The sequence below is a fragment of the Micromonospora sp. CA-240977 genome (assembly GCF_050942285.1).
In the GTDB taxonomy this organism is placed as follows: Bacteria; Actinomycetota; Actinomycetes; order Mycobacteriales; family Micromonosporaceae; genus Micromonospora.
Genome location: NZ_CP192055.1, coordinates 2,977,123 through 3,000,991, shown reverse-complemented (window position 1 = coordinate 3,000,991; position 23,869 = coordinate 2,977,123). Strand labels below are relative to the sequence as shown.

At 68.6% G+C, this 23,869-nt stretch carries 20 protein-coding genes; 11 read left to right on the top strand and 9 right to left on the bottom strand.

What is annotated here, in order from left to right; all coding sequences use genetic code 11:
• Positions 1-60: 60 nt before the first annotated feature.
• Entirely contained in the window at positions 61-1,047 is a 987-nt protein-coding gene (locus tag ACQPWW_RS13835) for an aldo/keto reductase (protein ID WP_433132686.1), read from the bottom strand.
• Between the two features lie 128 nt (positions 1,048-1,175).
• Between ACQPWW_RS13835 and ACQPWW_RS13830 the strand changes: the two genes are divergently transcribed.
• Positions 1,176-2,024: a helix-turn-helix transcriptional regulator gene (locus ACQPWW_RS13830; RefSeq protein ID WP_433132684.1), complete on the top strand. Its 849-nt coding sequence runs from the start codon at positions 1,176-1,178 to the stop codon at positions 2,022-2,024.
• A 99-nt stretch (positions 2,025-2,123) separates the two neighbouring features.
• Here the strand turns inward: ACQPWW_RS13830 and ACQPWW_RS13825 are convergent, their stop codons facing one another.
• Entirely contained in the window at positions 2,124-3,614 is a 1,491-nt protein-coding gene (locus tag ACQPWW_RS13825) for a hypothetical protein (protein ID WP_433132682.1), read from the bottom strand.
• Between the two features lie 94 nt (positions 3,615-3,708).
• On the opposite strand from ACQPWW_RS13825, the gene ACQPWW_RS13820 reads away from it, so the two are divergent.
• Positions 3,709-4,482, top strand: coding sequence for a gamma-glutamyl-gamma-aminobutyrate hydrolase family protein (locus ACQPWW_RS13820; RefSeq protein WP_433132680.1), 774 nt, complete (start codon positions 3,709-3,711; stop codon positions 4,480-4,482).
• Positions 4,483-4,675: 193 nt separating this feature from the next.
• On the top strand, positions 4,676-8,245 hold the full coding sequence (locus ACQPWW_RS13815) for a hypothetical protein (RefSeq protein WP_433132678.1): 3,570 nt from the start codon (positions 4,676-4,678) through the stop codon (positions 8,243-8,245).
• 4 nt (positions 8,246-8,249) lie between these two features.
• On the opposite strand, the gene ACQPWW_RS13810 is transcribed toward ACQPWW_RS13815, so the two are convergent.
• Positions 8,250-9,317 (bottom strand): DUF1611 domain-containing protein, encoded by a 1,068-nt coding sequence (locus ACQPWW_RS13810; RefSeq protein WP_433132676.1) that lies wholly within the window; start codon positions 9,315-9,317, stop codon positions 8,250-8,252.
• 178 nt (positions 9,318-9,495) lie between these two features.
• On the opposite strand from ACQPWW_RS13810, the gene ACQPWW_RS13805 reads away from it, so the two are divergent.
• Positions 9,496-10,338, top strand: coding sequence for an aminotransferase class IV (locus ACQPWW_RS13805; RefSeq protein ID WP_433132674.1), 843 nt, complete (start codon positions 9,496-9,498; stop codon positions 10,336-10,338).
• Positions 10,339-10,352: 14 nt separating this feature from the next.
• Here ACQPWW_RS13805 and ACQPWW_RS13800 read toward each other — a convergent pair whose 3' ends face one another.
• Both ACQPWW_RS13800 and ACQPWW_RS13795 read right to left on the bottom strand, forming a co-directional pair.
• A complete protein-coding gene (locus ACQPWW_RS13800; protein ID WP_433132672.1) occupies positions 10,353-10,646 on the bottom strand; it encodes an NIPSNAP family containing protein in 294 nt (97 codons plus the stop codon).
• A 112-nt stretch (positions 10,647-10,758) separates the two neighbouring features.
• A complete protein-coding gene (locus tag ACQPWW_RS13795; RefSeq protein ID WP_433132670.1) occupies positions 10,759-11,457 on the bottom strand; it encodes a winged helix-turn-helix transcriptional regulator in 699 nt (232 codons plus the stop codon).
• 75 nt (positions 11,458-11,532) lie between these two features.
• Here ACQPWW_RS13795 and ACQPWW_RS13790 point away from each other — a divergent pair, with 75 nt between their 5' ends.
• Positions 11,533-12,051, top strand: coding sequence for a pyridoxamine 5'-phosphate oxidase family protein (locus tag ACQPWW_RS13790; RefSeq protein WP_433132668.1), 519 nt, complete (start codon positions 11,533-11,535; stop codon positions 12,049-12,051).
• Between the two features lie 84 nt (positions 12,052-12,135).
• Complete coding sequence (locus ACQPWW_RS13785; protein ID WP_433132666.1) at positions 12,136-12,729, top strand: dihydrofolate reductase family protein; 594 nt, start codon at positions 12,136-12,138, stop codon at positions 12,727-12,729.
• A 113-nt stretch (positions 12,730-12,842) separates the two neighbouring features.
• Here ACQPWW_RS13785 and ACQPWW_RS13780 read toward each other — a convergent pair whose 3' ends face one another.
• Both ACQPWW_RS13780 and ACQPWW_RS13775 read right to left on the bottom strand, forming a co-directional pair.
• Positions 12,843-14,015 (bottom strand): PP2C family protein-serine/threonine phosphatase, encoded by a 1,173-nt coding sequence (locus tag ACQPWW_RS13780; RefSeq protein WP_433132664.1) that lies wholly within the window; start codon positions 14,013-14,015, stop codon positions 12,843-12,845.
• Positions 14,016-14,098: 83 nt separating this feature from the next.
• Positions 14,099-14,905 carry an alpha/beta fold hydrolase gene (locus ACQPWW_RS13775; protein WP_433132662.1) on the bottom strand — a complete coding sequence of 269 codons (807 nt, stop codon included), beginning with the start codon at positions 14,903-14,905 and terminating at the stop codon, positions 14,099-14,101.
• Positions 14,906-15,399: 494 nt separating this feature from the next.
• Here ACQPWW_RS13775 and ACQPWW_RS13770 point away from each other — a divergent pair, with 494 nt between their 5' ends.
• From ACQPWW_RS13770 to ACQPWW_RS13750, 5 genes are all read left to right on the top strand, one after another.
• Positions 15,400-18,216 (top strand): immunoglobulin-like domain-containing protein, encoded by a 2,817-nt coding sequence (locus ACQPWW_RS13770; protein ID WP_433132660.1) that lies wholly within the window; start codon positions 15,400-15,402, stop codon positions 18,214-18,216.
• 258 nt (positions 18,217-18,474) lie between these two features.
• Positions 18,475-18,855 (top strand): VOC family protein, encoded by a 381-nt coding sequence (locus tag ACQPWW_RS13765; RefSeq protein ID WP_433132658.1) that lies wholly within the window; start codon positions 18,475-18,477, stop codon positions 18,853-18,855.
• Positions 18,856-19,064: 209 nt separating this feature from the next.
• Positions 19,065-19,358, top strand: a complete 294-nt coding sequence (locus ACQPWW_RS13760; protein ID WP_433132656.1) for a hypothetical protein — start codon at positions 19,065-19,067, stop codon at positions 19,356-19,358.
• 340 nt (positions 19,359-19,698) lie between these two features.
• On the top strand, positions 19,699-20,235 hold the full coding sequence (locus tag ACQPWW_RS13755) for an SUKH-4 family immunity protein (protein WP_433132654.1): 537 nt from the start codon (positions 19,699-19,701) through the stop codon (positions 20,233-20,235).
• Entirely contained in the window at positions 20,223-21,056 is an 834-nt protein-coding gene (locus ACQPWW_RS13750; protein WP_433132652.1) for a VOC family protein, read from the top strand. The genes ACQPWW_RS13755 and ACQPWW_RS13750 overlap by 13 nt, the downstream gene beginning before the upstream one ends.
• Before the next feature lie 864 nt (positions 21,057-21,920).
• On the opposite strand, the gene ACQPWW_RS13745 is transcribed toward ACQPWW_RS13750, so the two are convergent.
• Both ACQPWW_RS13745 and ACQPWW_RS13740 read right to left on the bottom strand, forming a co-directional pair.
• On the bottom strand, positions 21,921-22,853 hold the full coding sequence (locus ACQPWW_RS13745; RefSeq protein ID WP_433132650.1) for a hypothetical protein: 933 nt from the start codon (positions 22,851-22,853) through the stop codon (positions 21,921-21,923).
• A gap of 12 nt (positions 22,854-22,865) precedes the next feature.
• Positions 22,866-23,828 carry a hypothetical protein gene (locus ACQPWW_RS13740; protein ID WP_433132648.1) on the bottom strand — a complete coding sequence of 321 codons (963 nt, stop codon included), beginning with the start codon at positions 23,826-23,828 and terminating at the stop codon, positions 22,866-22,868.
• Between the last annotated feature and the right edge of the window lie 41 nt (positions 23,829-23,869).

Genomic DNA, 23,869 nt, shown 5'->3' with positions numbered 1-23,869 from the left:
ACGGTGCGTGCCCCAAGATCCGCCACCCGGGCCACCCGTTCAAGGCCGCATGACGAGGCACTAGTTGCCGACGCCGAGGCTCGACATGAACGCCGCCGGGTAACGGTCACCGCGCGCGGCGCCCTTCGGCACGGCCGCCTCGATCTCTTCGAGATCATCGGCCGACAGCTTCACGTCCAGCGCCGGCAACGCCTCGTCCAGCCGCCGCCGGGTGCGCGCACCGACCAGCGGAACGATTGACGGGTCCTGCGCCGCCACCCACGCGATCGCCAACTGCGCCACAGTGCACCCCTTCGCGTCGGCGACCCGGCGCAACGCCTCCACCAGGGCGAGGTTGTGCGACGCGTTCTCGGCGGAGAAGCGGGGACTGTGGTTACGCGGATCGTCCGCCCGCCCCGGCGCCCAGTTCCCCGAGAGCAGGCCACGGCCCAGCACCCCGTACGCGGTCAGCCCGATGCCCAACTCCCGCAGCGTGGGCAGCACGTCGGCCTCGACCGCCCGCGACAGCAGCGAATACTCAATCTGAAGATCAGCAACCGGGTGTACGGCGTTCGCCCGCCGAACGGTCTCCGCGTCAACCTCGGAGAGCCCCACATACCGCACGTAACCGGCGTCGATCATCTCCTTGATCGCGCCGATCGTGTCCTCGATCGGCACCGACCGGTCGAGCCGGGCCGGCCGGTAGATGTCCACGTGGTCGACGCCGAGCCGGGTCAGCGAGTAGCTCAGGAAGTTCCGCACCGAAGCCGGGCGGGAGTCCTGACCGGCGAACCGCATGCCCGGCCCCACCTGCTGCCCGAACTTCACACTCAGCAGATAGCTGTCCCGGTCGCGTCCCCGCAACGCCTCCGACAGCAGCAGCTCGTTGTGCCCCATGCCATAGAAGTCACCGGTGTCGACCAGCGTGACCCCCGCGTCCAGCGCGGCCCGTACGGTGGCGATGCTCTCCTCGCGGTCGGCCGGGCCGTACGCGCCCGACATGCTCATCGCCCCCAGCCCCACCGCGGAAACCGTGGGACCCGTGTTGCCCAGAGTGCGTGTCTGCATCGAAACTCTCCCTCATCGGTCGATCTCGGCTCCACCCTGCGCCGCTTTCCGGCCCGCCGGCAGCGGAGCGCTTATCGTGGGAGCGCGGCTCCCTGGTTCGGTGCCCAGTCCCGAGGCAGCATGGAGGCATGCAGCGTGAGCAGCTCGCCGACTTCGTGCGGCGCCGGCGCGAGGCCATCCGCCCCGCCGAGGTCGGCATCGCCGACGGCCCCCGCCGCCGCACCGCCGGCCTGCGCCGCGAGGAGGTTGCCATGCTCGCCGGCATGTCCGTCGACTACGTCGTCCGCCTTGAGCAGGGCCGCAGCAGCCAGCCGTCGACCCAGCTGCTCGGTGCCCTGGCCCGGGCCCTGCGCCTGACCGACGACGAGCGAAGCCACCTGTTCCACCTGGCCGGCCACCAGCCGCCGCCCGCCGACGGCATCGCCCGCCTGGCCCGGGCCGGCCTGGTCCGCCTGCTCGACCTGATGGGCGACACCCCCGCCATGGTCCTGTCCGACCTCGGCGAGGTCCTGGCGCAGAACCGCATGTCGATCCTGCTCACCGGCGACCACACCGGGCTGACCGGCGACCGCCGCTACGTCGCCTACCGCTACTTCACCGACCCGGTCATCCGCGACCTCCACGGCCCCGAGGAGTGGCAGCGGCACGCCCGCCAGCAGGTCGCCGACCTGCGCGCGGTGGCCGGCCGGCGGGCCGGCGACCCGGCCGTGACCGGCCTGATCGAACGGTTGCGGGCTGCGAGCGACGACTTCCGGCGGCTGTGGGCCGAGCACGAGGTGGCGGTGCGCCGGGCCGACCGCAAGACGTTCATGCACCCGCGCGTGGGCCGCATCACGGTGGACTGCGAAACCCTTGTCACCCCCGACCTCGGCCAGCAACTGCTGGTGCTGACCCCGGCCGACGCCGAGGCCCGGGAGAAGCTTGAGCTGCTGCGCGTGCTGGGCGTCGAGGAGTTCCCGGCCGGCGTGCCTCACTGACAGTGCCCACGCCCATGGGAGCGCCCTGGACGGGCAATCCGGGTGGCGGATCTTGGAGTTGGTCGCGACGCCTCATTTCGAACGCGCTCATCGACCTGCTCACGAGGTAGCCGGGCCAGCTCCAGCGTCCTCCGCGAGCAGCAGCGCGGCGGTGCCGTCCGTCACCGAGCTGGACAGGTCCGCCAGGCGGCGCCGGGCCGTTTCGGCGTCGTCGGCGAGCACCACGATGTCGACCCGCCCGGACGCCGCGAGGTGACCCACGTTGTGCACGAGCAGGTCGCCACGCCCGGTGGACGGATTCCAGAGCCTGCCGTCGAGACGGTCGATCAGGACGTCGAACGGAATCGAACGCAGCCGCGGATGCCGCAGGGCGCCGAAGGCGTACGGCGGTGCTCCGTTGGGAAAGAGGCGGTCCACCATGGCTCCCAACACCGAGCCGCCGCTCCACCTGGCGTTGCAGTCGACGACCCGAACCTCCGCCTCCGCGAAGGACCGGCCGGTGACGATGAAGTCCATCGACAGACGTCCGAGATATCCCAGTGCTTGCAGGAGCACCGCGATCGTCGAGGCGTCGGAGCGCAGGCGGCGCACGATGTCGAGCGGCAGAGCCCCGGCGACGCCGCCGCCGAACTGGGACCGTTCGGCGTCGGTGAAGCTCTGGTCGATCACCCGGCCGCAGATCGGTGCCGCCGCCTCCCCCGGCGCTATCGTGACCTCGATGCTGGGTGCGGCGAGTGTCTCCTCCCAGCTGGTCACCAGCACGGCCGAGTCCTCTCGGAGACCCAGATCGCGGTAGACGTCGGCGGCCCAGGCGATGAGGGCCTGCCGATCGAGTCGACGCAGGACGTCGGTGGCGAAGACGCGCATGCCCAGACCGCCGGCGGAGTCCGGTATCCGTACGGCGAGTTTGGGCGAGTGTCGGGAGATCTCCTCGATGACGGCCGGGAGGTCGGCGAGACGGCGCGTCACCCGCAGCCGCGGGATCGCCTCGGCGCCGAGCAGGTCAGCGGCCGTACCGAGGAACCAGGACTTGTCATTCGCCAACCGACACAGCCGGGGTGGCGGCCCGAGCACCGGCACCGATCGACGCGCGGCACGGGACAGGCGATCGGCGAGCTGCCACGCCGCCTCGGACGCGTGGTAGGGATGCAGACAGGCGCCGCGGCGAGCGGCGTCGACCAGAGCCGCCGACGTACGGCTGTCGCTCCACGCCGCCGAACACAGGTCAGCGGCGGAGTCGGGATGCAACCAGACCGGGTCACCCAGCCCGAGGCGCCCGGAGTAGTACTCGTCGAATCCGGCCGGTGGCCGTGGCCGACACACGATGATGTCGTCGCCTCCGGCGCGCAGCCGGGCTCTGAGCTGAAACCCGTCCGGATACGAGATCTGATTCATGAGCCGGATCGCGCTGTAGTCGTCGAACAGGACCGCCCGCCGAGCGTTGGTCCACGCCCCGCGATCCGTTGTCGCTTCCTTCTGCGCCCGAAGTTCCGAGTCGCCGTGGAGAAGGTCCGCCGCCAGCCGCCGCGGATCTGGTCCTTTCCGGGATGGCGATGATCGCATCTGTATTCCTATCTGGTCCCGTCGCATCGAGGATAGTGGCGTCATCGATGACAGTGAGCGGCCCGCCGCTGCGTGGTCACCATCTTTGTCGTGGGTCGCACCGGGGCGGGAGGCCGACCACGTGAGAGCACCGACAGGTACGACACCCGTCGTTGGCGTGCTTGCCTGTACCAGCCGGAGCGCCACCGGCACGACCTACTCACACGTCAACAGGACGGTCGTGAGTCAACTCGCTCGGCACGCCGACGTCGCCGCCGTCCTGATCCCGGCCACCGAGCCGGACAGTGCCGGCGCGATCCTGTCGGTCCTCGACGGGCTCGTGCTGCCCGGTGGTCCGTCCTTCCTGCACCCGGCCGGCTTCGACACCACCACACCGATCCAGCCGGACCGCGCCTACGACCCCGCGCGCGATGCCGTCGCCAGCGCCCTGCTCACCGCGGCGGCGCACCTGCCCGACCTGCCGGTGCTCGGCAGCTGCCGGGGCATGCAGGAGATCGCCGTGCACAGCGGCGGGCTGCTGTGCGAGACCGACCCCACAGGTAGCCACCGGCGGCTACCCGACGAGAACGACGACCGGTGGGGCCCGGCCCACCCGGTCACCCTCACCCCTGGCGGCCACCTCGCCGATCTGCTCGGCCACCCGCCCAGCCCGCAGCTCCTTGTCAACTCCCAACACTCGCAGGTCGTCACCCGGCTGCCGGCCAGCGTCCGCGTCGAAGCGGTGGCACCCGACGGCGTGATCGAGGCCATCGCCGTCGACCGGCCGCACCGATTCGTGCTCGGCGTTCAATGGCACTTCGAACAGCAGACCGACCGCAGCCCGCTGGACCTGGCTCTCCTGGCCGAGTTTGGTCGGCGCTGCCGGACCCGACACAACGGCGGGCCCGCTCGCTGACCCGGTCCGCCGCCCACGGGGCGCCGTGTCGGCCGGGGTGCTCGGGACGGCTTGGCGACTCGTGTCGCCTTGCGCCGTCGACACATCGAAGCGATACCATGGGCGAGGCGTACGCATTCTCGGCTCCCCGGGGCACTGACGACGGCGGCACGGGGTTCGCCTCGGGGCACGTTCTGTTGGACTCGGAGTCGGCGTGAAGAGACAACGTGCACTCGCGCTGTATCTCAACGTCGCGCTGATTCTGGCCACCAGCCTGCTCGGTCTGATCGGCAACTATCTGACGAACCTGAGTGAACCGCCCACCTATCTGCGGGTCCTGCAGTCCGTGGCGATTCCGGCGTTCGTCGCGATCGTGATCCTCCTCGTCGTCGGGCAGGTCGTCCTCCACGTCGTGGCGAATCCCAGGACGAAACGCTCGGACTGGGACCCGCGCCGGCCGCCGTACCCCGGGTTGGAGCCCTTCCGGGAGGAGGACTCGGCCGTCTTCTTCGGTCGGGACCAGCAGATCTCGGACATCGTCCGGCGGATGCTCGCCGCCTCGGCGGACCCTCGGGAGCGGCTGCTGGTGGTGGTTGGCGCGTCCGGCGGCGGGAAGTCCTCGCTCGTGCAGGCAGGTGTCGTTCCGACGCTCAAGACCCGGCGGTGGATCAACCTACCCACCATCAACCCGGGCAGCGCGCCGGTGACGAATCTGGCCAAGGCCATCAATGATGCGCTCCCGGAGCCGGTCGCGATGCCGGTCATCGTTCGGGCGATACGCGAAAATCCGGCCAGCGCGGCGACGTACGTCGCCGAGATCCGCCGAGGAATGCGACGCCGGTTCGGCCACGTGCTCTTGGTGATCGACCAGTTGGAGGAGCTGTTCACGCTCTCCGGCGAGAACGATCGGCACCTGTTCCTCGAAATCGTCGAGCGCCTGTTGGACGCCGACTCCCGGTTGTCGGTGATCGCCAGCATGCGCATCGAATACCTCGCGCAGTTCCTCGACAGCGACATGGCGGCGCTGTTCCAGAATCCCGTCGCGATCGGTGCCATCAAGACGGAGTACCTCACCGCGATCATCGAGGAGCCGGCCCGGATCGCCGGCATGACGTTCGAGCCGTTGGTCGTCAACCGGATCATCGCCGACGTCGGCACGACCGACGCGCTGCCGCTGTTGGCGTACCTGTTGCAGGAGCTCTTCTTCGAGGTCCGGCCCGGGGCCGCGGTGAGCCTGGACGCCTACCTCGCCACCGGCGGCGTCGGTGGCGCACTCACCCGGCAGGCCGACCAGGTCGTCACCGAGCTACGCGGGGAGGGCGGCATCGCCCCGATCCTGACGACCCTGCTGCGGTTCGTCTCGCTCGACTCCAGCGAGGCGACCAAACGACCTGTTGCTCTGGGGGAGCTGAGCCCCGAGCAGCGCCGTACCGTCGCCGCGTTCGTGGACGCGCGGCTGCTGGTCAGCAAGGTGCAGGACGGCGAGCCGGTCGTGGAGGTGGCGCACGAGTCGCTGTTCCGGCTCTGGGCGCCGCTGCGGCAGGAGGTCGAGACGCGGGCCGAGCACCTGCGTCGGCGCTCCGAGTTGGAGCGGTGGGCCGCCGAATGGCAGCACTCCGGGCGTAGCGGCGACTACCTCCTGACCGGGCAGCGGCTGGTGCTGGCCGAGCAGTGGCTCGCCGGCCTGGAGACGCTCGGCCAGGCGAGCAACGTGGTCCGGGCCCTGATCGAGCAGTCCAAGCGCCGGGACCTGGCCTTCCTGCGTCGCGTGTCGGAGAACATCGGCCGGTACGTCCTCGCCAATGCCGAACGGTTCCCGGAGCTGTCGATCCTGCTCTCCATCGCGGCGATCGCCGAGGCGCCCGTCACGCCGCTTATCGAACGCGCCCTCATGTCCGCGCTCGCCTTCAGCCACCTGCGACGGGTGCTGTCCGGGCACACCGACACCGTACGGTCGATCGCCTGGTCCCCGGACGGCCGCATGATCGCCACCGGCTCCCGGGACAACTCCATCCGCGTGTGGGACCCCGACTCCGGCCGGACGATCGCCGCGTTCACCGGTCACGACGCCATGGTGGAGGCCATCGCCTGGGCGCCCGACTCGCGCCGCGTCGCCAGCGGTTCCCGGGACCGTACCGTCAAGTTGTGGCGGGTGGACGCCGACGAGCCGCCACCGACCCTCTACGGCGCCGACGACCTGATCCGTGGCATGGCCTGGTCTCCGGACGGCGAGCACGTCGCCGCCGGCGCACAGGACCACCACATCCACGTGTGGCGGACGGACACCGGCGTCCACACGACGACCCTGCGCGGGCACACTGGCGATGTCTACGGTCTCGCCTGGTCACCGAACGGCACGCTGTTCGCCTCCACGTCGCACGACCGCACCGCCATCGTGTGGGACTTCGCCACCGGTGAGCGGCAGACCGTGCTGCGGGGGCACACCGACTTCATCGAGGGCCTGTCGTGGTGCCCGGACGGGCGACGGCTCGCCACCGCCTCGGGCGACCAGACGATCCGGATCTGGGACGTCACCGACGGCCGTCAACTGCTGCTGATCCGGGGGCACACCGATTTCGTCTGGGACGTTTCCTGGTCACCCGACGGACGGTCGCTGGCCTCCGCCTCCAGCGACCGCACCGTACGGATCTGGGACGTCAGCGACGCCCGGGAGATCGCCACGCTGCGTGGTCACGAGGACGCTGTGTGGGGCGTGGCCTGGTCACCCGACGGCACGGCGCTCGCCTCGGCCTCCAGCGACCACACCGCCCGGGTCTGGTCGATACTGCCCCGCGGTGCCGAACGACAGGCGTTCACCGGGCACACCGGCGGGCTTCGCGCGGCGGCGTGGACAGTGGACGGCTCCCGGATCGCGACTGCCTCGGACGACGGGTCGGCCCGGGTCTGGAACGTGGCGACCGGAGCCGTCAGCACCTTCACCGGGCACGCCGGCACAGTCTGGGGGGTGGCCTGGGCACCTGACGGGCAGCGCCTCGGCTCGTGCTCGAACGACGGCTCGGTGCAACTGTGGCGCCCGGACAGCGTCCAGCCATACCTCCAGCTGGACGAGGAGACGATCTGTGAGGGCCTGATGTGGGCTCCGGACAACACGCGGATCGCCACGGCCTGCCGGGACGGCACGGCCTCGATCTGGAACGCCACGACCGGCCGTCGGCTGCTGCAACTACGCGGCCACACCGACTGGGTGGTCCGCGTCTCCTGGTCGCCGAGCGCGCGCATGATCGCCACGACCTCGGACGACCGTACCGCCCGGGTCTGGGACAGCTCCACCGGCGAGGAACTCGCCGTCCTGCGCGGCCACCAGAACTGGGTGGACGGTGTGGCCTTCTCACCTGACGAACAGTTCGTCGTCACCTGCTCGGCCGACTGGACCTGCCGGATCTGGGATCCTCGCACCGGTCGGCACATCCGGACCCTCGAAGGCCACGAGGGGCGGGTACGCGCGGTCGCCTGGTCGCCGTCCGGTGACCAGATCGCCACCGGCTCCTACGACCGCACCGTACGGGTCTGGAGCGCGCTGGACGACGCGGAGCCGCGGGTGGTCGGCGTACACGTGGATCGGGTGACGTCGGTCGCCTGGTCGGCCGACGGGCGGACGCTGCTCACCGCCTCGCTGGACAAGTCGGCCCGACTCTGGTCGGCCCAGCCCGACATTGACGACCTTCGGAGCCGAGCCCGGCACCGGGTGTTCCGGGATCTGTCCGCCGGAGAGCGCCAGTCGCACATGCTCTCGCTGCCGGACGATTCTCCCGGGCAGCAGTGAGCTCTCACCGTCGGTCGCGCTCGGTGTGCCGGGTGAGCCGCAGAACGGAGTCCAGCAGGATGGCGGCGGCACCGGCGGCCCGGGTGTCGACCACCGGCACGGGGTAGCGCTCCCCCTCGTGGAACGGCTTGCCCCCGAAGATCGAGAACCCGGCGAGCGTGGCCGCGATGCCGACTCGGCGACCGAGGTCCGCGATCGTCTGGAGTTCGTCGGTCACCGGCGGGACCGGCAGGCCGGGGAACATCGCCCGGACCTGACGGTCGGTGTCGTGGCACATGATGATCGCGTCCGGCGCGGCTCCGTAGAGGAGGTTGACCGAGTTGCCACCGTAGACGCGGTGCAACGTTGCCGCCTGCCCCTCGACGACGACGAGTTCGTGCCCGGCGGCGGCCAGGCGGTGGACGGCACGTTGCACGGCCCCGGTGATGAAGTCCGCGAAGATGCGGTCGACCTGCACCACCGCGTCCGCGCCACACATGGCCGCGATCTGCCCGGTCGCCAGAAAGGCACTACGCATGCCCCGGGAGAGTGCCTCGCGGTGTACCGCGAGGGCGGTCGTCATCTTTCCGACGGCGCAGTCGGTGCCGGTCGTCAGCAGCACCGTCGCGTCAACCGACAGGTCGGTTGACAGCGTCTCCCGGGGGCCGTCGCCCCGCACGTCGATCAGCTCGACACCGGCCGCGGTGGCCAGGCCGACCAGCTCGGAATCGTCGTTCAGCCGGGCGTGTGTGCTGCAGATGACGTTGAGCCCGTGCCGGATCACGTCGGCGGCCACAGCCTTCAGCCGGGCGGGGACGACGGTGTGCGCGTCCATCGAGTTGACGCCGATCACCACGCTGCGGGCGCCGGCTCGCTGGGCGGCGGCGAGATCCGGTACCACTGGCACGCCGAGCGACCCGACCCCGAGGATCACGCCGGCATCGGCGCCGACGTGGCGTGCGTCCACCACGCAGGCGACCGTCCACCGGGTGCCGGTCAGGATCAGGCCGGATGCCGTCTTGGTGCCTGGCAGACCCAGCCGACCATCGGTCCAGACGGCAACGGGATCCAGGGCGGAGGAAGTCGCTTCCATGTTCCCAGTGGGTGCTTCCATCAGTCATCAATGTGCTGAGCGCGGAGCGGCTGCGTCCTGTCATAGCATAGGCCAACGACAATGCGGCCGAGCGGCGCGTTCGGCGGCGGCGCTCCGATCGAGGGCAGGCCAGGGCGGTACGCACACTCCTGGCGGTGTGGCGAAGGAGTGTTCGGTAATGGACCGGCTTGTGGCTGTCTTCGGCACGGGCCTGGTCGAGCCGGCCACACCGATCGTCCATGCCGACGACCTGGGGCTGCTGCGTGGCGACGGGGCGTTCGAGGCGTGGCTCGTTGCCGGGGGCGAGCCGGTGCTGCTGCCCGCCCACCTGAACCGGTTGTCCCGATCGGCGCGCAGCCTGGAGTTGGCGCTACCGGAACTCGACGCGCTGCGCGCGTTCGTCCTCGACGTCGCGGCGGCCTGGCCGCGCGATGTCGAGGCGGTCCAACGCCTGGTGTGCACCCGGGGGCGAGCCGGCACCGGCCGGCCCACCATCTTCACCACTGTGGAGCCCGTACCGCCCTGGACGTCGGTCAATCGGCAGCACGGCCTTCGTCTCGTCACGGGCACCGTCGGGTTCCCGGTCCACGCACGCGCGCAAGCCCCGTGGCTGTTGGGCGGCGTGAAGTCCCTGTCGTACGCCGTGCACAGCGCCAGCCAGCGGTGGGCCGCCAGCCGGGGCGGCCAGGAGATGCTCTGGCTCAGTGCCGATGGCTACGCGCTGGAGTGCCCCAGTTTCAACCTGGTGTGGATCCGGTCCTCGACCATGTTCACAGTGCCGGGCTGGTCGGGCATCATCGCCGGCACCACGTCGGGTGCGCTCTTCGGACAGGCGGCCGCGCTCGGCCTGGACACCGACGAGGCACTGGTGACCCCCGCCGAGTTGGTGCACGCGGACGGCGTGTGGCTGACCGGGTCGTTGAGCGGGATTCTGGCCGCCACCGAAATCGACGGGCGTCCGCTGACGCGATCCCCGCTCCTGGGCGAGGCCAGACGGTTGATCGGCTATCCCGAGAGCTGACCGGCCGCCCGCCGTCACAGCACCGGTTCGACCGCGCGGATCTCCTCGCTCAGCAGGTAATCGTGGGGGTCCAGGCCCATCGCGATGCGCTCCGGCGAGCGCCAGTAATCGGCGTTGGCCTCCTCGAACGACTGCGGACCGGGGTGCGACACGAGCCAGATGTGCTGCTGACGCTCGACGTCGACCCAGGACCCCGAGATCTCGAAGCCGAAGCGCCGGCGCAGGGGCACGACGAGCGTCCGCCAACCCGCCACCCACTCGTCGAGCCGTCCCGACCGGACGGTGTATATCCGCAGTTGCGTCGTCACGTCCCACCGCCACCTCGGCACACCTCGACACCCGCAATCCCTGACGATACGCCGTCCCCACCGTCGTCGCGGTGAGCGGAGGTTGGGCCGGTGCGCTTCGACGCGCAGGGTGTCACTGTCGATTGAGGTCCTCATCCGCATCCGCCGTGAGCTGAGGTGCGGGTGTGAACGGGGTCAGCAAAAGTGTGGTGAGGCGCCGCGTGGCGTGTTGGTCACCGCTCAGCCGCAACCTGCCCGAGTCTTGTGCTGCTGCCATGGTGATCTGGTGTCCGCAGACGGCTCGCAGGGTGTCGATGTCGGTGGTGAGTGCCGCATCCGGCTCGGGCGTCGTGTCGCGACGGATCTGCACCGAGTCGTCGGCAACCTCAGCGAGATACGTGTCGGCGTCGATGTGGAACTTGTAGACGCCGCGCAGGTCGGCGGCCCGCGCCGGGTCGAAGGCCGCCTTGATGCTGAGTAGCAGGGAGTCGATGCCGAGAGCGCCGTCGGGTAGCTGTGGGGACTGGCTTCCCCAGCGTCCGAACTGCAGGAGGATGGGCTCCAGGGCGCGGCCCCACTCGGTCAGTTCGTAGAGGTGGACCCGCGTCGGCGGCCCCAGGTCCCGCCGACGCACGACCCCGTGGTCGGTCAACTGGCGCAGCCGCTGGCTCAGCACGTTCGGGCTCACACCGGGTAGGCCGCCGAGCAGGTCGTTGAAACGCCGAGGACCGAGCAGGAGGTCGCGTACCACAAGCAGCGCCCACCGCTCGCCGATGACATCCAGTCCACGCGCGACACCACACGGATCGCCATAGCTACGCATGCCGCTCATGACCTCGAGCCTACCTGGATCCTTCTTTAGGAGTGCCACTTGTTTTGTAGGAGCTAGCCGTCTAGCTTGTCTCTCATGAGCCTGCCCACCCCCGCCGCGGCGAACCTGCCGCAAGGTGATGTGAAGCTGCTGGACACGCCCTTGGCGCAGCGCCTGCTCGGCGCGCCCGTGGCACGCCTCGCCTACACCAGCAGAGACGGGACGCCACGGCTGATCCCGGTGAACTTCCTCTGGACCGGCGAGGAACTGGTCGTCGGCGCGTTCGCCGGCACCTACAAGATCCGTGACCTGCGCGCCCGGCCGGACGTGGCGATCTGCATCGACACCGCGGACGGGCTTCCCGAGGTGCTCATGCTGCGCGGGAAGGTCACCCTGACCGAGGTCGAGGGCGTCCTGCCCGAGTACGCCGCCATCCAGCGCGCGGGGATGGGCGACGAGATGGGCGAGGCCTACCTGGAGGCGATCGACAAGCCGGGCCTGCGAATGGTCCGGATCGGCCTACGCCCCACGTGGGTCGGAGTCGTCGATTTCCAGGAGCGGTTCCCGAGCCGGACTCCGGAACCGGTCCGAGCCGCGCTCAGAGGCGATCACTAGCCAGCACCGTCCCGAATCCGGTCACCGGAGACGAGTCCGGATCGCGACGGTGCCGCGGATGACCGCACCATGACGGAGGACGAGATGCGCAAGATTGTCGTGTCGATGTGGACCACCCTCGACGGATTCGTCGCCGGCCCCGACGACGAGATGGACTGGCTGCTTGTCGACGACCAACTTCAGCGCTACGAGCGGGCCCTGGTAGCGGACGCCGGCAGCCTGATGTTGGGCCGAATCACGCACGCCGACTTCGCCGGCTACTGGCCGCTGGCCGCTGATGACCCGGACCAACCGGACGACGTCAGGGGGTACGCCCAGCGGCTGGACGCCCTGGAAAAGATTGTCGTCTCCGCCTCGGGCGACACCGCAACCTGGAAGAACACCCGGAGACTCACCCACATCGACCCCGACGAGATCACCGAACTCAAGCGTCGGCCCGGCGGGGACATCGTGATCTACGGCAGTCTCACGGTGATCCGGTCACTTGCCGACCTCGGGCTCATCGACGAGATCCACCTCCTGGTGCACCCGCTGTTCCTGCGCCAGGGCAAGGCGCTGTTCAGCGGCGGTCAACCGCCGGCACGTCTGGAGTTGGTGTCCGCCGAAACCTTCGCCTCCGGGGTCGTCCTCATGAAATACCACCCGATCAGCGACACCCGAACCGCCGCTGACCTCTAGCCGGCCGATACCGATACGTGCGCAATGGCGTACCCGAATCGGGTTGTCACGACCGCGAGGTCCGGGCCCAACGGCGCGGGCGTCGGCCAGCAGGCTTGTTGGAGCTCGACCGGTCAGTGTTCGCGGGGTGGGGCGCCGATGGCCAGGACAGCGGTGTCGTCGGTGAGCCCGGCACCGAAGGTATCGAGGAGATCGGTGACGGCCGTGACGACGGCGGCCGCCGTGGCGGGCGCGAGAGACTTGGCGAATCGGGCGAGGGCTGCCGCCCCGTAACGGCCATCGGCTGTCGCACTGCCGACGGGGCGAGCCTCGGTGAGTCCGTCGCTGTAGAGGAGCATCGTGTCGCCAGGGTTCACCACGACCGTGGTGTTGGTGTATCGGGAGTTCGGGAAGGCCCCCACGATGCGGCCCTTCGTGGGGTGGTAGTGGATCGAGCCATCGGCCCGCAGCAGCAGTGGTTCCGGGTGCCCACCGCTGGCGATGATCGCGGTGAAACCGCCGACGGCCGATGTGGGTGTGAGGATGCCGAACACGACGGTGCAGTAGCGCGCGTCCGCACGGTATTCCTGCCAGAGCACGGTGTTGAGGTTGTGCAGCGCGGCAGCGGGATCGGGGTTGTAGACGGTTGCCGCGCGCAACGTGTAGCGGGCCAGGGCGGTGACGGCGGCCGCTTCGACGCCCTTGCCGCTGACGTCGCCGAGGAAGAACCCCCAGCGGCCGTCGACGAGGGGAAACAGGTCGTAGAAATCGCCGCCCACCTGGTCCGTGGAGGCCGCCCGGTAGTACGCGGCGCTGCCCAGTCCGGGCGGGGTTTGCAGCACGGCGGGGAGAAGGCTGCGTTGTAACTTGCTGACGAGCTGCCGTAGCCGTTCGTCCTCACGTTCTGCGGCCTTGCGGGCATTGAGGAGCTCTCGTTCATAGGAGCGGCGCATCTCGGCGTCGAAGATCGCCGTCCGGATGAGTTGCGGCTGCCCCTCGCTGCCGGCCTTGACGATCGACGTGACGAGGACCGGCATCCGGGAGCCGTCCCTGGCGCGAAGTTCGAGGGAGACACCGCCGATCTCGCCCTGCATGGCCAGCATCGGCGCGAAGTGGGTCTCGTGGTAGATCCGGCCGCCACCGGTGAGGAGATCACTGAAGCGGCGCCGACCGACGAGTTCCTCGCGTCGATAGCCGAGCCAGGCGAGCAGGGTGCCGTTGATCTTGGCAATGGTGCCGTCCAGGAGGGTGGACAGATACCCGCAGGGCGCATTCTCGTACAGGTCTTCGAGGTCGTCGTCGAGCAAGGCAGGGAACCCGGCCGTACTGGGCGGGGCACTCCCGTCATCGCCTGGACCTCGGCCGTAAGGGTCATACCCCGCAGCGGCGGTCATCGGTAGGCGGCCCTGACGAACGACGTGATCGCAGCGGCCGTGGCCTCCGGAGCGCTCAACTGCGGGCAGTGCCCGGTCGCGTCCAGCGTGACGAGCCGACTTCCGGCGATCTGCGCATGCACGAACGCGCCGACTTCGGGCGGCGCGATGGCGTCCTGAGCACATTGCAGGATCAACGTGGGAACGCTCACCGCGGCGAAGTCCGCACGGTTGTCGGACAGGAACGTCGCGCGGGCGAACACCTGCGCCATCGCGGGATCCGTCCGGCAGAAGCTCGCCGTCAGTTCTTCACCCAGCTCCGGACGCTCCGGGTTGCCCATGATCAGGGGTGCCATGCTCGACGACCAGCCGAGGTAGTTGCTCTCGAGTGAGTCGAGCAGGTCGTCGATGTCGTCGCGAGTGAAACCGCCGCGGTAGTTGTCGTCATCGATGTAGCACGGTGAGGGGGTGACAAGGACAAGCGCGGAGAACCGGTCCGGTTCGCGGTTCGCGGCGAGGACCCCGATGCTCGAACTGACCGAATGCCCCACGAAGATCGGCTGCTGGAGGTCGAGGTCCTGGCAGATGCTCAGCACGTCATCGGCGTAGCCGTCCAGGGAGGCGTACCGGTCAGCGTCCCAGGCCGCCGGATCAGCCCTGCCTGATCCGACGTGATCAAACAACACCAACTGGGCCCATTGTCCGATTTCGGTGGCCACGTGGCGCCACATGTGCTGGTCACAACCGAACCCGTGGGCGAGCACAACGGTAGGACCGCCCTCACGACCGGTCAGCACCACGTTGTTGCGGTTCAGCACACGCATTCACTTATCTTCCATCACTCGCAGCTCCGGACCAAGCGGCCTTCACCTGGGCGGACGCCGTCGCACGCACAACCTGGTGGACCCGCTCGTCGATCATCACCCAAGATCGGCGGGAGACGTTTGTCGGCCCGCGCCGCACGGCGGAGAAGATCGTCGACCGGCCGACCGAGGTGATGCCGTACGACCTCGCGGATGACCGGCCCGGCCATCGGGCCACTCCAGCTCCGTGGCCTCCGGTTGCAACGCGGGCCTCCGGTTGCAACGCGCTGCGTTGACCCGGCAGCACCCCGTAGTTAGCGTTAACAAGCCCGTCCACTGTAGAAGGAACCCGCCCCGCCAAGGAGGATCAATTGAGACTGCGACAGCGAAGGCCTCGTCTCGGGCTGACTCGGCAGGGTAGGGGTGTCGCGGTCCTGGCACTGGGTGCGCTTCTTTCGGTCTCATTCGCGGCGACGCCCGCGCACGCTGCCGAGGATCAGCTCAACGATGGTCTGGTGCACCACTTCGCCCTCGACGAGACCAGCGGGACGACGTTGGTCAACTCGGGTAGCGCGGGCGCGGCGGCGAACGCCACGCTCGTGAATCCCGAGAAGGCGACCCTGACCGGCGAAGGGGTCAGGTTCAACCCCGACTCCTACGAAAACGCCATCGGCGGCGCGTACGTGGCACTGCCGAACGACATCACCGCCGGCATGTCCAGCCTCACCGTCGACTACGACGTGTGGGTCGACCCGGCGAACGTCGGCGAGCACCAGATGTGGGGCTTCGGCCGCAAGTCCGGCTCGTGCGACGTCGACACCGGCGCTGAGGGCTCCATCTTCGCGTCGAACACCCAACGGTTCCGCGTCGCGGTGGGTCCGGCGAACCTCCAACAGAACCGGGTCCGCATGCTCGAGGGAGCGTGGACTCATGTCACCTACACCCAGTCACTGAACTCGAACGGAACGAGCTGGACCGGCAGCCTCTACCTCGACGGCGTACTGCACGCGACGTCGACGAACCTGACCACGCCGCCGTCGGTGAACGCTGCGGGGACCAACTGCAACTTCCTCGGTCGCTCGCAGACATCGGGCCACTACTCGTTCCGCGGAACGATCCGGGACTTCCGCGTGTACGACCGGGCGGTGAGTCTCGACGAGACACTCGTCCTGGCCGAGAAAACCGTCTCCGACGGCGTTCGCGCCGACGCCGCGGCCATCGACCTCGGCCTGACCAGTGCGGTCGTACACGACATGGTTCTGCCCAAGACGGGCTCCGTGGCGGGCTCGGCCATCACCTGGAGGAGTTCGGACCCGTCGGTCGTCGAGGTCTACACCCCGCCAGCCGTCGCCAGCGCGCGCAAGGTTGCGGTGACCGGCAGGATCAAGCGGCCCGCGCAGGGGCAGCCCGACGCGACAGCCACGCTCACGGCGACTGTCCGCAAGGGCGCCCAAGAGGTCACCACACGGGAGATCCCCGTCGTCGTGAAGGCCGAGTTCGACGATGCGCAGGCGGTCGACCGTGACACCTTCGACCTGGCCCTGGACGCTACCGACGACGTACGCGGAAACCTCGACCTCGCCGCCAAGGGCCAGTTCGGCTCCACGATCACCTGGCGGTCGACCACCAACCTCGTCACCCCGACGGGCGAGGTGACCCGCCCGGCCTTCGGCCACGAGGATGTTGCCGCCACCCTCACGGCGACCATCACCAAGGGTACGGCCTCGCGGACGAAGTCGTTCCCGGTGACCATCAGCGCCATGCCGCGTTCCGAGGAGTACGAGCGGTACTTCATGGGGTACTTCAAGGGCGAGGGCATCGCCGACGGCGAGCAGATCATGTTCGCCACGTCCAACGGAAACACCGCCCTGGACTGGACCGGTCTGACCGGAGGTCGGCCGTCGCTCATCTCCCAGCTGGGCGACCAGGGTCTTCGTGACCCGCACATCGTGCGCTCACCCGACGGCGACACGTTCTACATGATCGCCACCGACCTCAACTGGTACGACCAGGGCGGATACGCCATCAACGACACCCAGTACATCGAGGTGTTCGAGTCGCACGACCTTGTGCACTGGACCCCTCAGCGGCACGTGAAGGTCGCTCCCGACAACGCGGGCAACGCCTTCGCACCAGAGTCGCTCTGGGTCGAGGAAATCGGCGCCTACGTGGTCTTCTGGGCGCAATCGCTGTGGAGCGACCCCGTCAACCGCACCGGCCAGGGCAACGCGCAGATGTGGTACGCCACGACCCGGGACTTCCAGACGTTCTCCGCCCCCCAGGTCTGGCAGAACCCGGCCCCGCTGTCCCGGATCGACACGACCGCGATCCGGGTCGGCGACCACTACTACCGGGTGACCAAGAACGAGGCCGGCAACCAGGGCTCGGACATCTTCTCGGAGAAGCACACCGACTTCCTGGACAGCAACCTCGACAACTGGACGTCCGTCGCGCCGGCTCTGGGGCGTACGACATGGGTCGCCAACCAGGGGTACGAGGGACCGGTCATCTTCAAGGCCAACCCCGGTGACACCTCCTGCCCCGGCCAGTTCTACCTCTGGGGCGACCGGTACACGAACGGTGGCGGATACCAGGCCGCGTGCCACGAGAACATCGAGGCCCCGACCTGGAACGCCAAGGCGATCACGATGACCAACGCGGGTGTCGTCCGTCCGCGTCACGGCACCGTGATCCCGCTGACCGTCCGCGAGTGGAACGACATCCGCGGGATCCCGAACAGCGACGTCACGACCACCACCAAGGTGGCCGTCGAGCCGTACGCGAGCAAGGCCCAGACGACAACGGCCACCGCGACGGTCACGGCAGCTGACGGGTTCGAGACCGGCGGTCAGGTGCGGTTCAGCATCGGCTCGTGGTCGACGCTCGCCCACCTCAGCGACGGAGCAGCCACTGTCACGCTGCCGACCGGTCTGCCCGCGGGTGCCCGGACGGTCAAGGCCGAGTACCTCGGCTTCGACTACCTGAAGGCGTCGGAGAGTACGGCGTCGTTCGAGGTTCCCTCCGGCCCGGCGGCCGTCAAGGTCCAGGCGAAAGCCGTGCCGGCGTCGGTTGTTCGCGGGGACACGTTCACATTGAACGTGACTGTCGGGCCGGCGGGCGGGCCGAAGCATCACGCTCCGACCCCGACCGGCGAGGTCACCGTCACCTTCGGCGGCACCGTGCAGGTCGTGCCCTTGGTGAACGGCAAGGCCATCGTTCAACTGCCGACTGCCAGTCTGCGGCCCGGAACCTACCGCGTCCACGTTGCCTACTCCGGTAACCCGACCTACCGGCCCTACGCCGCCGACTACCAGAAGTTGAGGGTGCGGTAGCCACACAGGAACCCCAAGAAGTACCGACATGCGCCACGGTAGGGAGCGGGCAGAATCTATGGATCTCGCCCGCTCCCTACTTTTGGACTCAGTAACCGGGACTACGCAGTAATTGTGTCCGTCTCAACGACGACCAGGTTGCGGCCAGCCCCGCTCGCCTCGCCCGGTATGATCAAGAACCTGTTCTCGCTGCGGGCTGCCCAGGAGATCCGCGTGCGGCCGCCCCGGCAGTTTCCATGCTGAGAGTAGGTTCCGTCCATGGCATGCCGTATCGGTGAGCTCGTGCTCAAGTGCCGCGACCCCGAGGCGCTGGCGCGGTTCTGGTGCGAGATCCTGGACTTCGTAGAGCTCGATCGCGAGGCGGAGGTCTACGTCGAGATAGGCCCGCGCGAAGGGTTCGGCGGCCCGCAGCCGACGATCTTCCTCATCCGCGACGACGAGCCGAAGAACGGGCATGCCCGGCTGCACATCGACGTCAACCCCACCGACCGCGATCAGGACGCCGAGCTCGAGCGCCTCCTGGCCGCCGGGGCCAAACTCGTCGACATCGGTCAGCCCGCGGATGCGTCCTGGCACGTCCTCGCCGATCCAGAAGGCAACGAGTTCTGCCTGCTCAGGCGCCGCCTCGACCCACTCTGACGGCGCTCGCCCAAGCGATCGACGCAGCGGCCCCCGGGATTCCCGCTGTCCGCGCCAGCTGCCGGGCGTCGGGCGTGACGGCACAGAGCGATAGCGGCATAGGCCGGCGCGCCCAGGCGGCAGCGCGTGACCGGTGTTGGCCTCTGCATCGGGCGTGGAGCGGGCACGTGGCGGAGTTCCGTGCCTTCCTCCGGTGAGAGGCTGTAGGCGTGGGACTGGACAGGGAGACCGCAGCGCGGCTGGCCGAGGAGCGCCTGGCTGAATGGCGTCGCCTCAACTACGGCGACTGGCGGGTGATGCTCGAAGACAAGGAGCTACGCCAGGTTGTCGACGAGGACGGCAAGCGGTACAGCGTGACCTGCTACGCCCTCGATGACGGCGATGGACGTGTACGCATGGTGGTGGCCGTGGACGGTGCGGGCTGGTCGGCGTTCGTGCCGCTGGTGCGGCACGAGACCATGAATCCGGACGGCACGCTTTCAGCACCGATTGCATATCCTTGATGGCCTGGTCCAACTCCACCGCAGCGGGGTTGTCCGGATCTAGCCACCTGTGGTGTTGGTTCTCGTTGACGTCGCCTTCGGACCACTCCCAGCGGATGCGCTCCATGGCCCGCACTAGAGCGGGCCACCTCTCGCCCACTTGAGGCGAGGCGTATAACTTCACTCGCGCTGTCAAGCGGTCGGGATGCTGAAGGTCTGGCACTTTGACTCGGCTGTCGTCGTACTCGTCAGTCGTGGCCTCCAAGGTGGATTGCCGAACCTCAGCCACTCTCGCCATTGCCGTCTACGGCGGCCCCGGCTTCCCGCTACGTGAGAGCTTGCCCGGACTACCCTCATCGGCATGCCTGTCGATGATCTTCCGTTGCCTCCTGGGTTCGAAGCGGTCACAGCCTGGGCTGGTACCGGGCGGGTGGTGCGTGCCACCGAGCTGGACGTGGCGACGTGGCGGCTTCCCGAGCAGCAGAAGGCCGCGCTGGTCTCCTGTGGTGTACCGCTGATCGATGACCTCGTCAGTGCGGTGTCATTCGACGCGGAGCCAACGATGTACCGGTTGGCGAACTCCGACGACAACGCGCGCTGGGTGTACGGTGCCGCGCCGGGGACAGGTGAGGTGCAAATATGGTCGCCCGACGGCAGCGCCGCGTTCGTCAACTCAACGATCATCCAGTGGCTGTGTTCGCTGCACATGGTTGGTAGCTGGCTGACCAGCTCAACAGTCATCGACCGCTGGGACGAGGACGGACAGGCCGAAGAGCAAGCGCTCGCGGAGCTCGCCGACCTGTTGGAACGCATCAGGGACCTTGACCCGCCCGCGTTCGGGGACGGCGACCATACAACCCACTTCTGGCCCGGGGTGCTCGACCGGTGGCTCTACTGATCGATGCGGACATCGTCTTCCACCGCTATCAGCGCGCGAAGGTGTCGCAGATCAGTTGGCGGACGGATGTCGCGCATCAGTCGACGGAGGATGCACTATCACATCGGCGTTGCCAGTCGACCTATTGCGGACTAGATGCGGACCGCTCGGTCGAAGGGGCGGCCCACGTCGCCGATGTTAGCCTCGCCAGCATGACTGTGCAGATCACCGCCGGGCAGTTCCACGAGGCCGACGGTGTCGAGGACTGGCGGTCCCTCTACCACGTGGTCTCGGCCTATTTCCGGACCGGTTCGCTGGCCGAAGGCATCGCGCTCGTCCATGAGATCGGTCAACTCGCCAGCGAAGCCGAGCAGCGGTACCTCACCGTCGACCTGCGCCACGCCGGCGTCACAGTGTCCCTGTCTCGGCGCGACATCGGGCTGGCCCGGCGGATTTCGGCCGCGGCCAGGGCACTGAACATTCCCGCCGACCCGACCGCCGTGCAGCTCATCAACGTCACCCTCGACGTACTCGTCAGCGCGAAGGTACTGCCATTCTGGCGGGCGCTGCTCGGTTACCGCGAGATCGGCGATAACTACCTGGCCGACCCGGCACGCCGCGGCCCAGGCTTCGGGTTGCAGAAAATGGAAGCGGCGCGTCCACAACGCAACCGCATGCACCTCGATATCGCCGTCCCGCACGATCAAGCCGAGGCCCGCATCGCCGCCGCCTTGGCCGCGGGCGGCCACCTCGTCTCCGAAGCGCACGCGCCGATGTGGTGGGTACTGGCTGACCCCGAGGGCAACGAGGCATGCGTCGCAACCTGGGTCGGCCGCGAATAGCGCCGTTCTGGCACTGCTGCCAGCCCGTCACCATCAATTCACAGCCTTGGTGAGCGCAGGAGGCGCTGCTTGCGGTTGGAGCGGAACTTCCACACGATCGCGTTGAGCACCCGCCGGTCATCGACCCGCAGCCTGCCCCCCGGCAACCAACGCGGCTCGCTGAACTGGTCTGCCTTAGGAATCCAGCTGCGGATACCTTCGACCGAAGTCCGTGGACGTCCGCCGCTGCTCGTACCGATCGTCACTCAGTGAGTCGCTCGGCACTCCACGCCACGTCAGCTATAGTCTCGCCGTGCTCGCCTGGCTCGTCGACCACCTTCCACTTCGGCTGTGGCGTCCCGGCAACTTGCGCATGGGCGGTCGCCTGCACTTTTGCGTAGGGGATTCATTCGAACGGACGATCGAGTGGAACGGCAAGCACCGGTTCGGTGGTCGACCGCTTGGCGCCCAGGCAGTCTTCGACTGCTTCGGATCAGCGGATTAAGAGCGGACCGGCGGGGATTTGAACCGATTGAGCGGGGTTTTCGGGGGGTAACCGGGGATCCCACCCAGAACACCGCCAGTCTGATCGCCCTCGCTGGCCCTGCCACCGCCTCCCGCTGGCCTTATGGCACGCCTGCTGACCGAATCTGTGGCAGCCCTTCCTCGGTCAGCAACCGTCAGCGGGACCTCACGTGACGGCGTGCTTTCGATGCTGTCCCGCAACGACCGGCGCGCGGGGCACTCGCACGACGGATGCAGCGGCTTCGGACACCGGGCAATAGCAACGTTGAGCTGATGGGCCCCAGCAACGGCGACCGGCCACGGCAGTCCATGTCCCACGGCTACGAGCGGCAGGTCGAAGTTGATTCGCAACATGGTCTTCTAACTCGACGTGGTCTCGGCGACCAGGTAATTGGCGGCCAGATTCTCGGCCGAGAAGATGAACGGCGCGTCTTCGATGATGGCGCCGCAGAGCTGCTGCACGGACCGGAAGCTGACATTGCCGTCTGACGGCACGTTCAGCTGCACCACGCTCGCCGGGACACCTGTCGTCAGCTGCGAGAAGTCGGGGGTGCCGTGCTGGACGGCGTCGATGCAGAACTGGCAGAAGAAGGACTGGATGAGGAAGGCCGCCGCGCCCACCGGCGCACCGTTGAGGCCCGGCAACTGGTCGACGACGTTCGTACCCCACGCCGGGTTGGGCAGGTACCCGAGACCGAGACCGAGATCGTCTCCGGTCGTCGCGATGAGGGCCGCGTCGACGGTGCCGGAGAAGGCCGAGTCGCCGGTCCAGATGCCAGATCCGACCACCGACACGCCGGGGGTCGACGCGTACGGGTTCGGGGTGGCCCCCGCCCCGGCGCCGATCCCGAGGAAGTCTGAGTCGTCCTCGGCGAACTGGTAGGAGAAGCCGGCGAGCGCCGCGACGGCGTACTGCGGTGGGAGGCCGGTGGACACCGGCGACGACATGGTCGACGCCATCTGGTCGACCGTGATGCCGTTCTGGTTCTGCAGGAACAGGCCCGGCGGGTTGGTGGCTCCGAGCCAGGCGATGACCGCGACCTCGGCCCACGACTGGTCGAGGTCGACCTGGTCGAGGAGCAGTTGCTGGTCGAGGATGAGCGAGGTCGTGCCGACGCCGGTGTTGTCGCGGGGACGCAACGCGAGGCCGATCCGCTGGATGACCGTCCCGATTTGCAGTGTCTGCAGGTTGAACTGCTGCAACGCGTACGCGTACGCGCCGATGGTGTCCGGGAACGTGAACGTCGCCGAGCCGTTGCCGGTGATCGTGTTGGTCTGGATGGCGATCGACACTACGGCCTCCGGTCAGGCGAACTGGGCGATGACGGACATCGTGGTGGTGCTGTCGGCGGAGATGTAGTGGTGGGCGGTGGCATCCGGGTTGTACATGTTCAGGACGAAGGTTCCGGAGACGGTGCCGCCGTCGATGCTCAGGTCGCCCGTCTGCATCGCCTGGATCAGTTGGAACTCGGCGGTGTCGTCGTAGACGACGGTGACGTCCTGGAGCAGGAGCGCGGCCTGCGTGATGCTGGAGCAGCCCGACGGGATGGTGAAGTCGACGCTGAACGTTCCGCTCATGCCCTGCTGCCCGTTCGGAGCGCCCCAGGTCGGGGCCGCCGCCTGCACGGCGAAGCCGACGAGGTCAGGGCCGTAGGAAAGCAGCCCGACGTCGACAGTGCCGGTGGTCGAGAAGTCCGTCAGGCCGACACCGCCGGTGACGGTCACCTGGTCCCCCACCGGAGAGCCGACGCTGGAGGTGAGCGTGAGGCCGCCGATCTCGCCGGTGCCCTCGCTCGCGGCGACGGAGAACCCGGCCATGAAGGCAAGGCTCGTGGTGTTGTCGCCGATGGGGATGGGCGACGAGTCCTGACCGGAGTTCACCCCGTACGCCGTGGCACAGACCGGCGGCTGGGTGAGCGGCGTGCCGATCACCGCGAGCGCGCTCACCTGGGCGACGCTGCCCGGGCCGCTGTCCGACGTGGGTGGATCGAGGGCGCTGTCACCGTCGTAGTCGGTCAGCATGACGTTGCCGCCGATGCCGAGGACGGTGCCGACCAGGTTGGGGGTGAGGGACACTCCGATCGCGCCCGCCTCCTCCGCCCAGTAGAGCGAGTTGGTCTGATAGTTGAGGGTGAAGCCGCTCATCGCGGTGGCGTACGCCAGGATCTGCTCGCCGTCGCCGACGTCCTGGCTGAAGTCGAACACGATCGGTGAGGCGAACGGGTTCGCGTCCGACATCGCCTGGGTTCGGACACTGAGATGGGCCAAGGCTGCTCCTCGACAGGTCGCCGCCCCTGGCGGGGCTGGAT

What these genes read in the sequence shown, in the direction of transcription:
- ACQPWW_RS13835 (WP_433132686.1), bottom strand. Translation starts at nt 1,047, where the DNA reads ATGCAGACACGCACTCTGGGCAACACGGGTCCCACGGTTTCCGCGGTG.
- ACQPWW_RS13830 (WP_433132684.1), top strand. Translation starts at nt 1,176, where the DNA reads ATGCAGCGTGAGCAGCTCGCCGACTTCGTGCGGCGCCGGCGCGAGGCC.
- ACQPWW_RS13825 (WP_433132682.1), bottom strand. Translation starts at nt 3,614, where the DNA reads ATGCGACGGGACCAGATAGGAATACAGATGCGATCATCGCCATCCCGG.
- ACQPWW_RS13810 (WP_433132676.1), bottom strand. Translation starts at nt 9,317, where the DNA reads ATGGAAGCGACTTCCTCCGCCCTGGATCCCGTTGCCGTCTGGACCGAT.
- ACQPWW_RS13805 (WP_433132674.1), top strand. Translation starts at nt 9,496, where the DNA reads ATGGACCGGCTTGTGGCTGTCTTCGGCACGGGCCTGGTCGAGCCGGCC.
- ACQPWW_RS13795 (WP_433132670.1), bottom strand. Translation starts at nt 11,457, where the DNA reads ATGAGCGGCATGCGTAGCTATGGCGATCCGTGTGGTGTCGCGCGTGGA.
- ACQPWW_RS13790 (WP_433132668.1), top strand. Translation starts at nt 11,533, where the DNA reads ATGAGCCTGCCCACCCCCGCCGCGGCGAACCTGCCGCAAGGTGATGTG.
- ACQPWW_RS13785 (WP_433132666.1), top strand. Translation starts at nt 12,136, where the DNA reads ATGCGCAAGATTGTCGTGTCGATGTGGACCACCCTCGACGGATTCGTC.
- ACQPWW_RS13775 (WP_433132662.1), bottom strand. Translation starts at nt 14,905, where the DNA reads ATGCGTGTGCTGAACCGCAACAACGTGGTGCTGACCGGTCGTGAGGGC.
- ACQPWW_RS13765 (WP_433132658.1), top strand. Translation starts at nt 18,475, where the DNA reads ATGGCATGCCGTATCGGTGAGCTCGTGCTCAAGTGCCGCGACCCCGAG.
- ACQPWW_RS13755 (WP_433132654.1), top strand. Translation starts at nt 19,699, where the DNA reads ATGCCTGTCGATGATCTTCCGTTGCCTCCTGGGTTCGAAGCGGTCACA.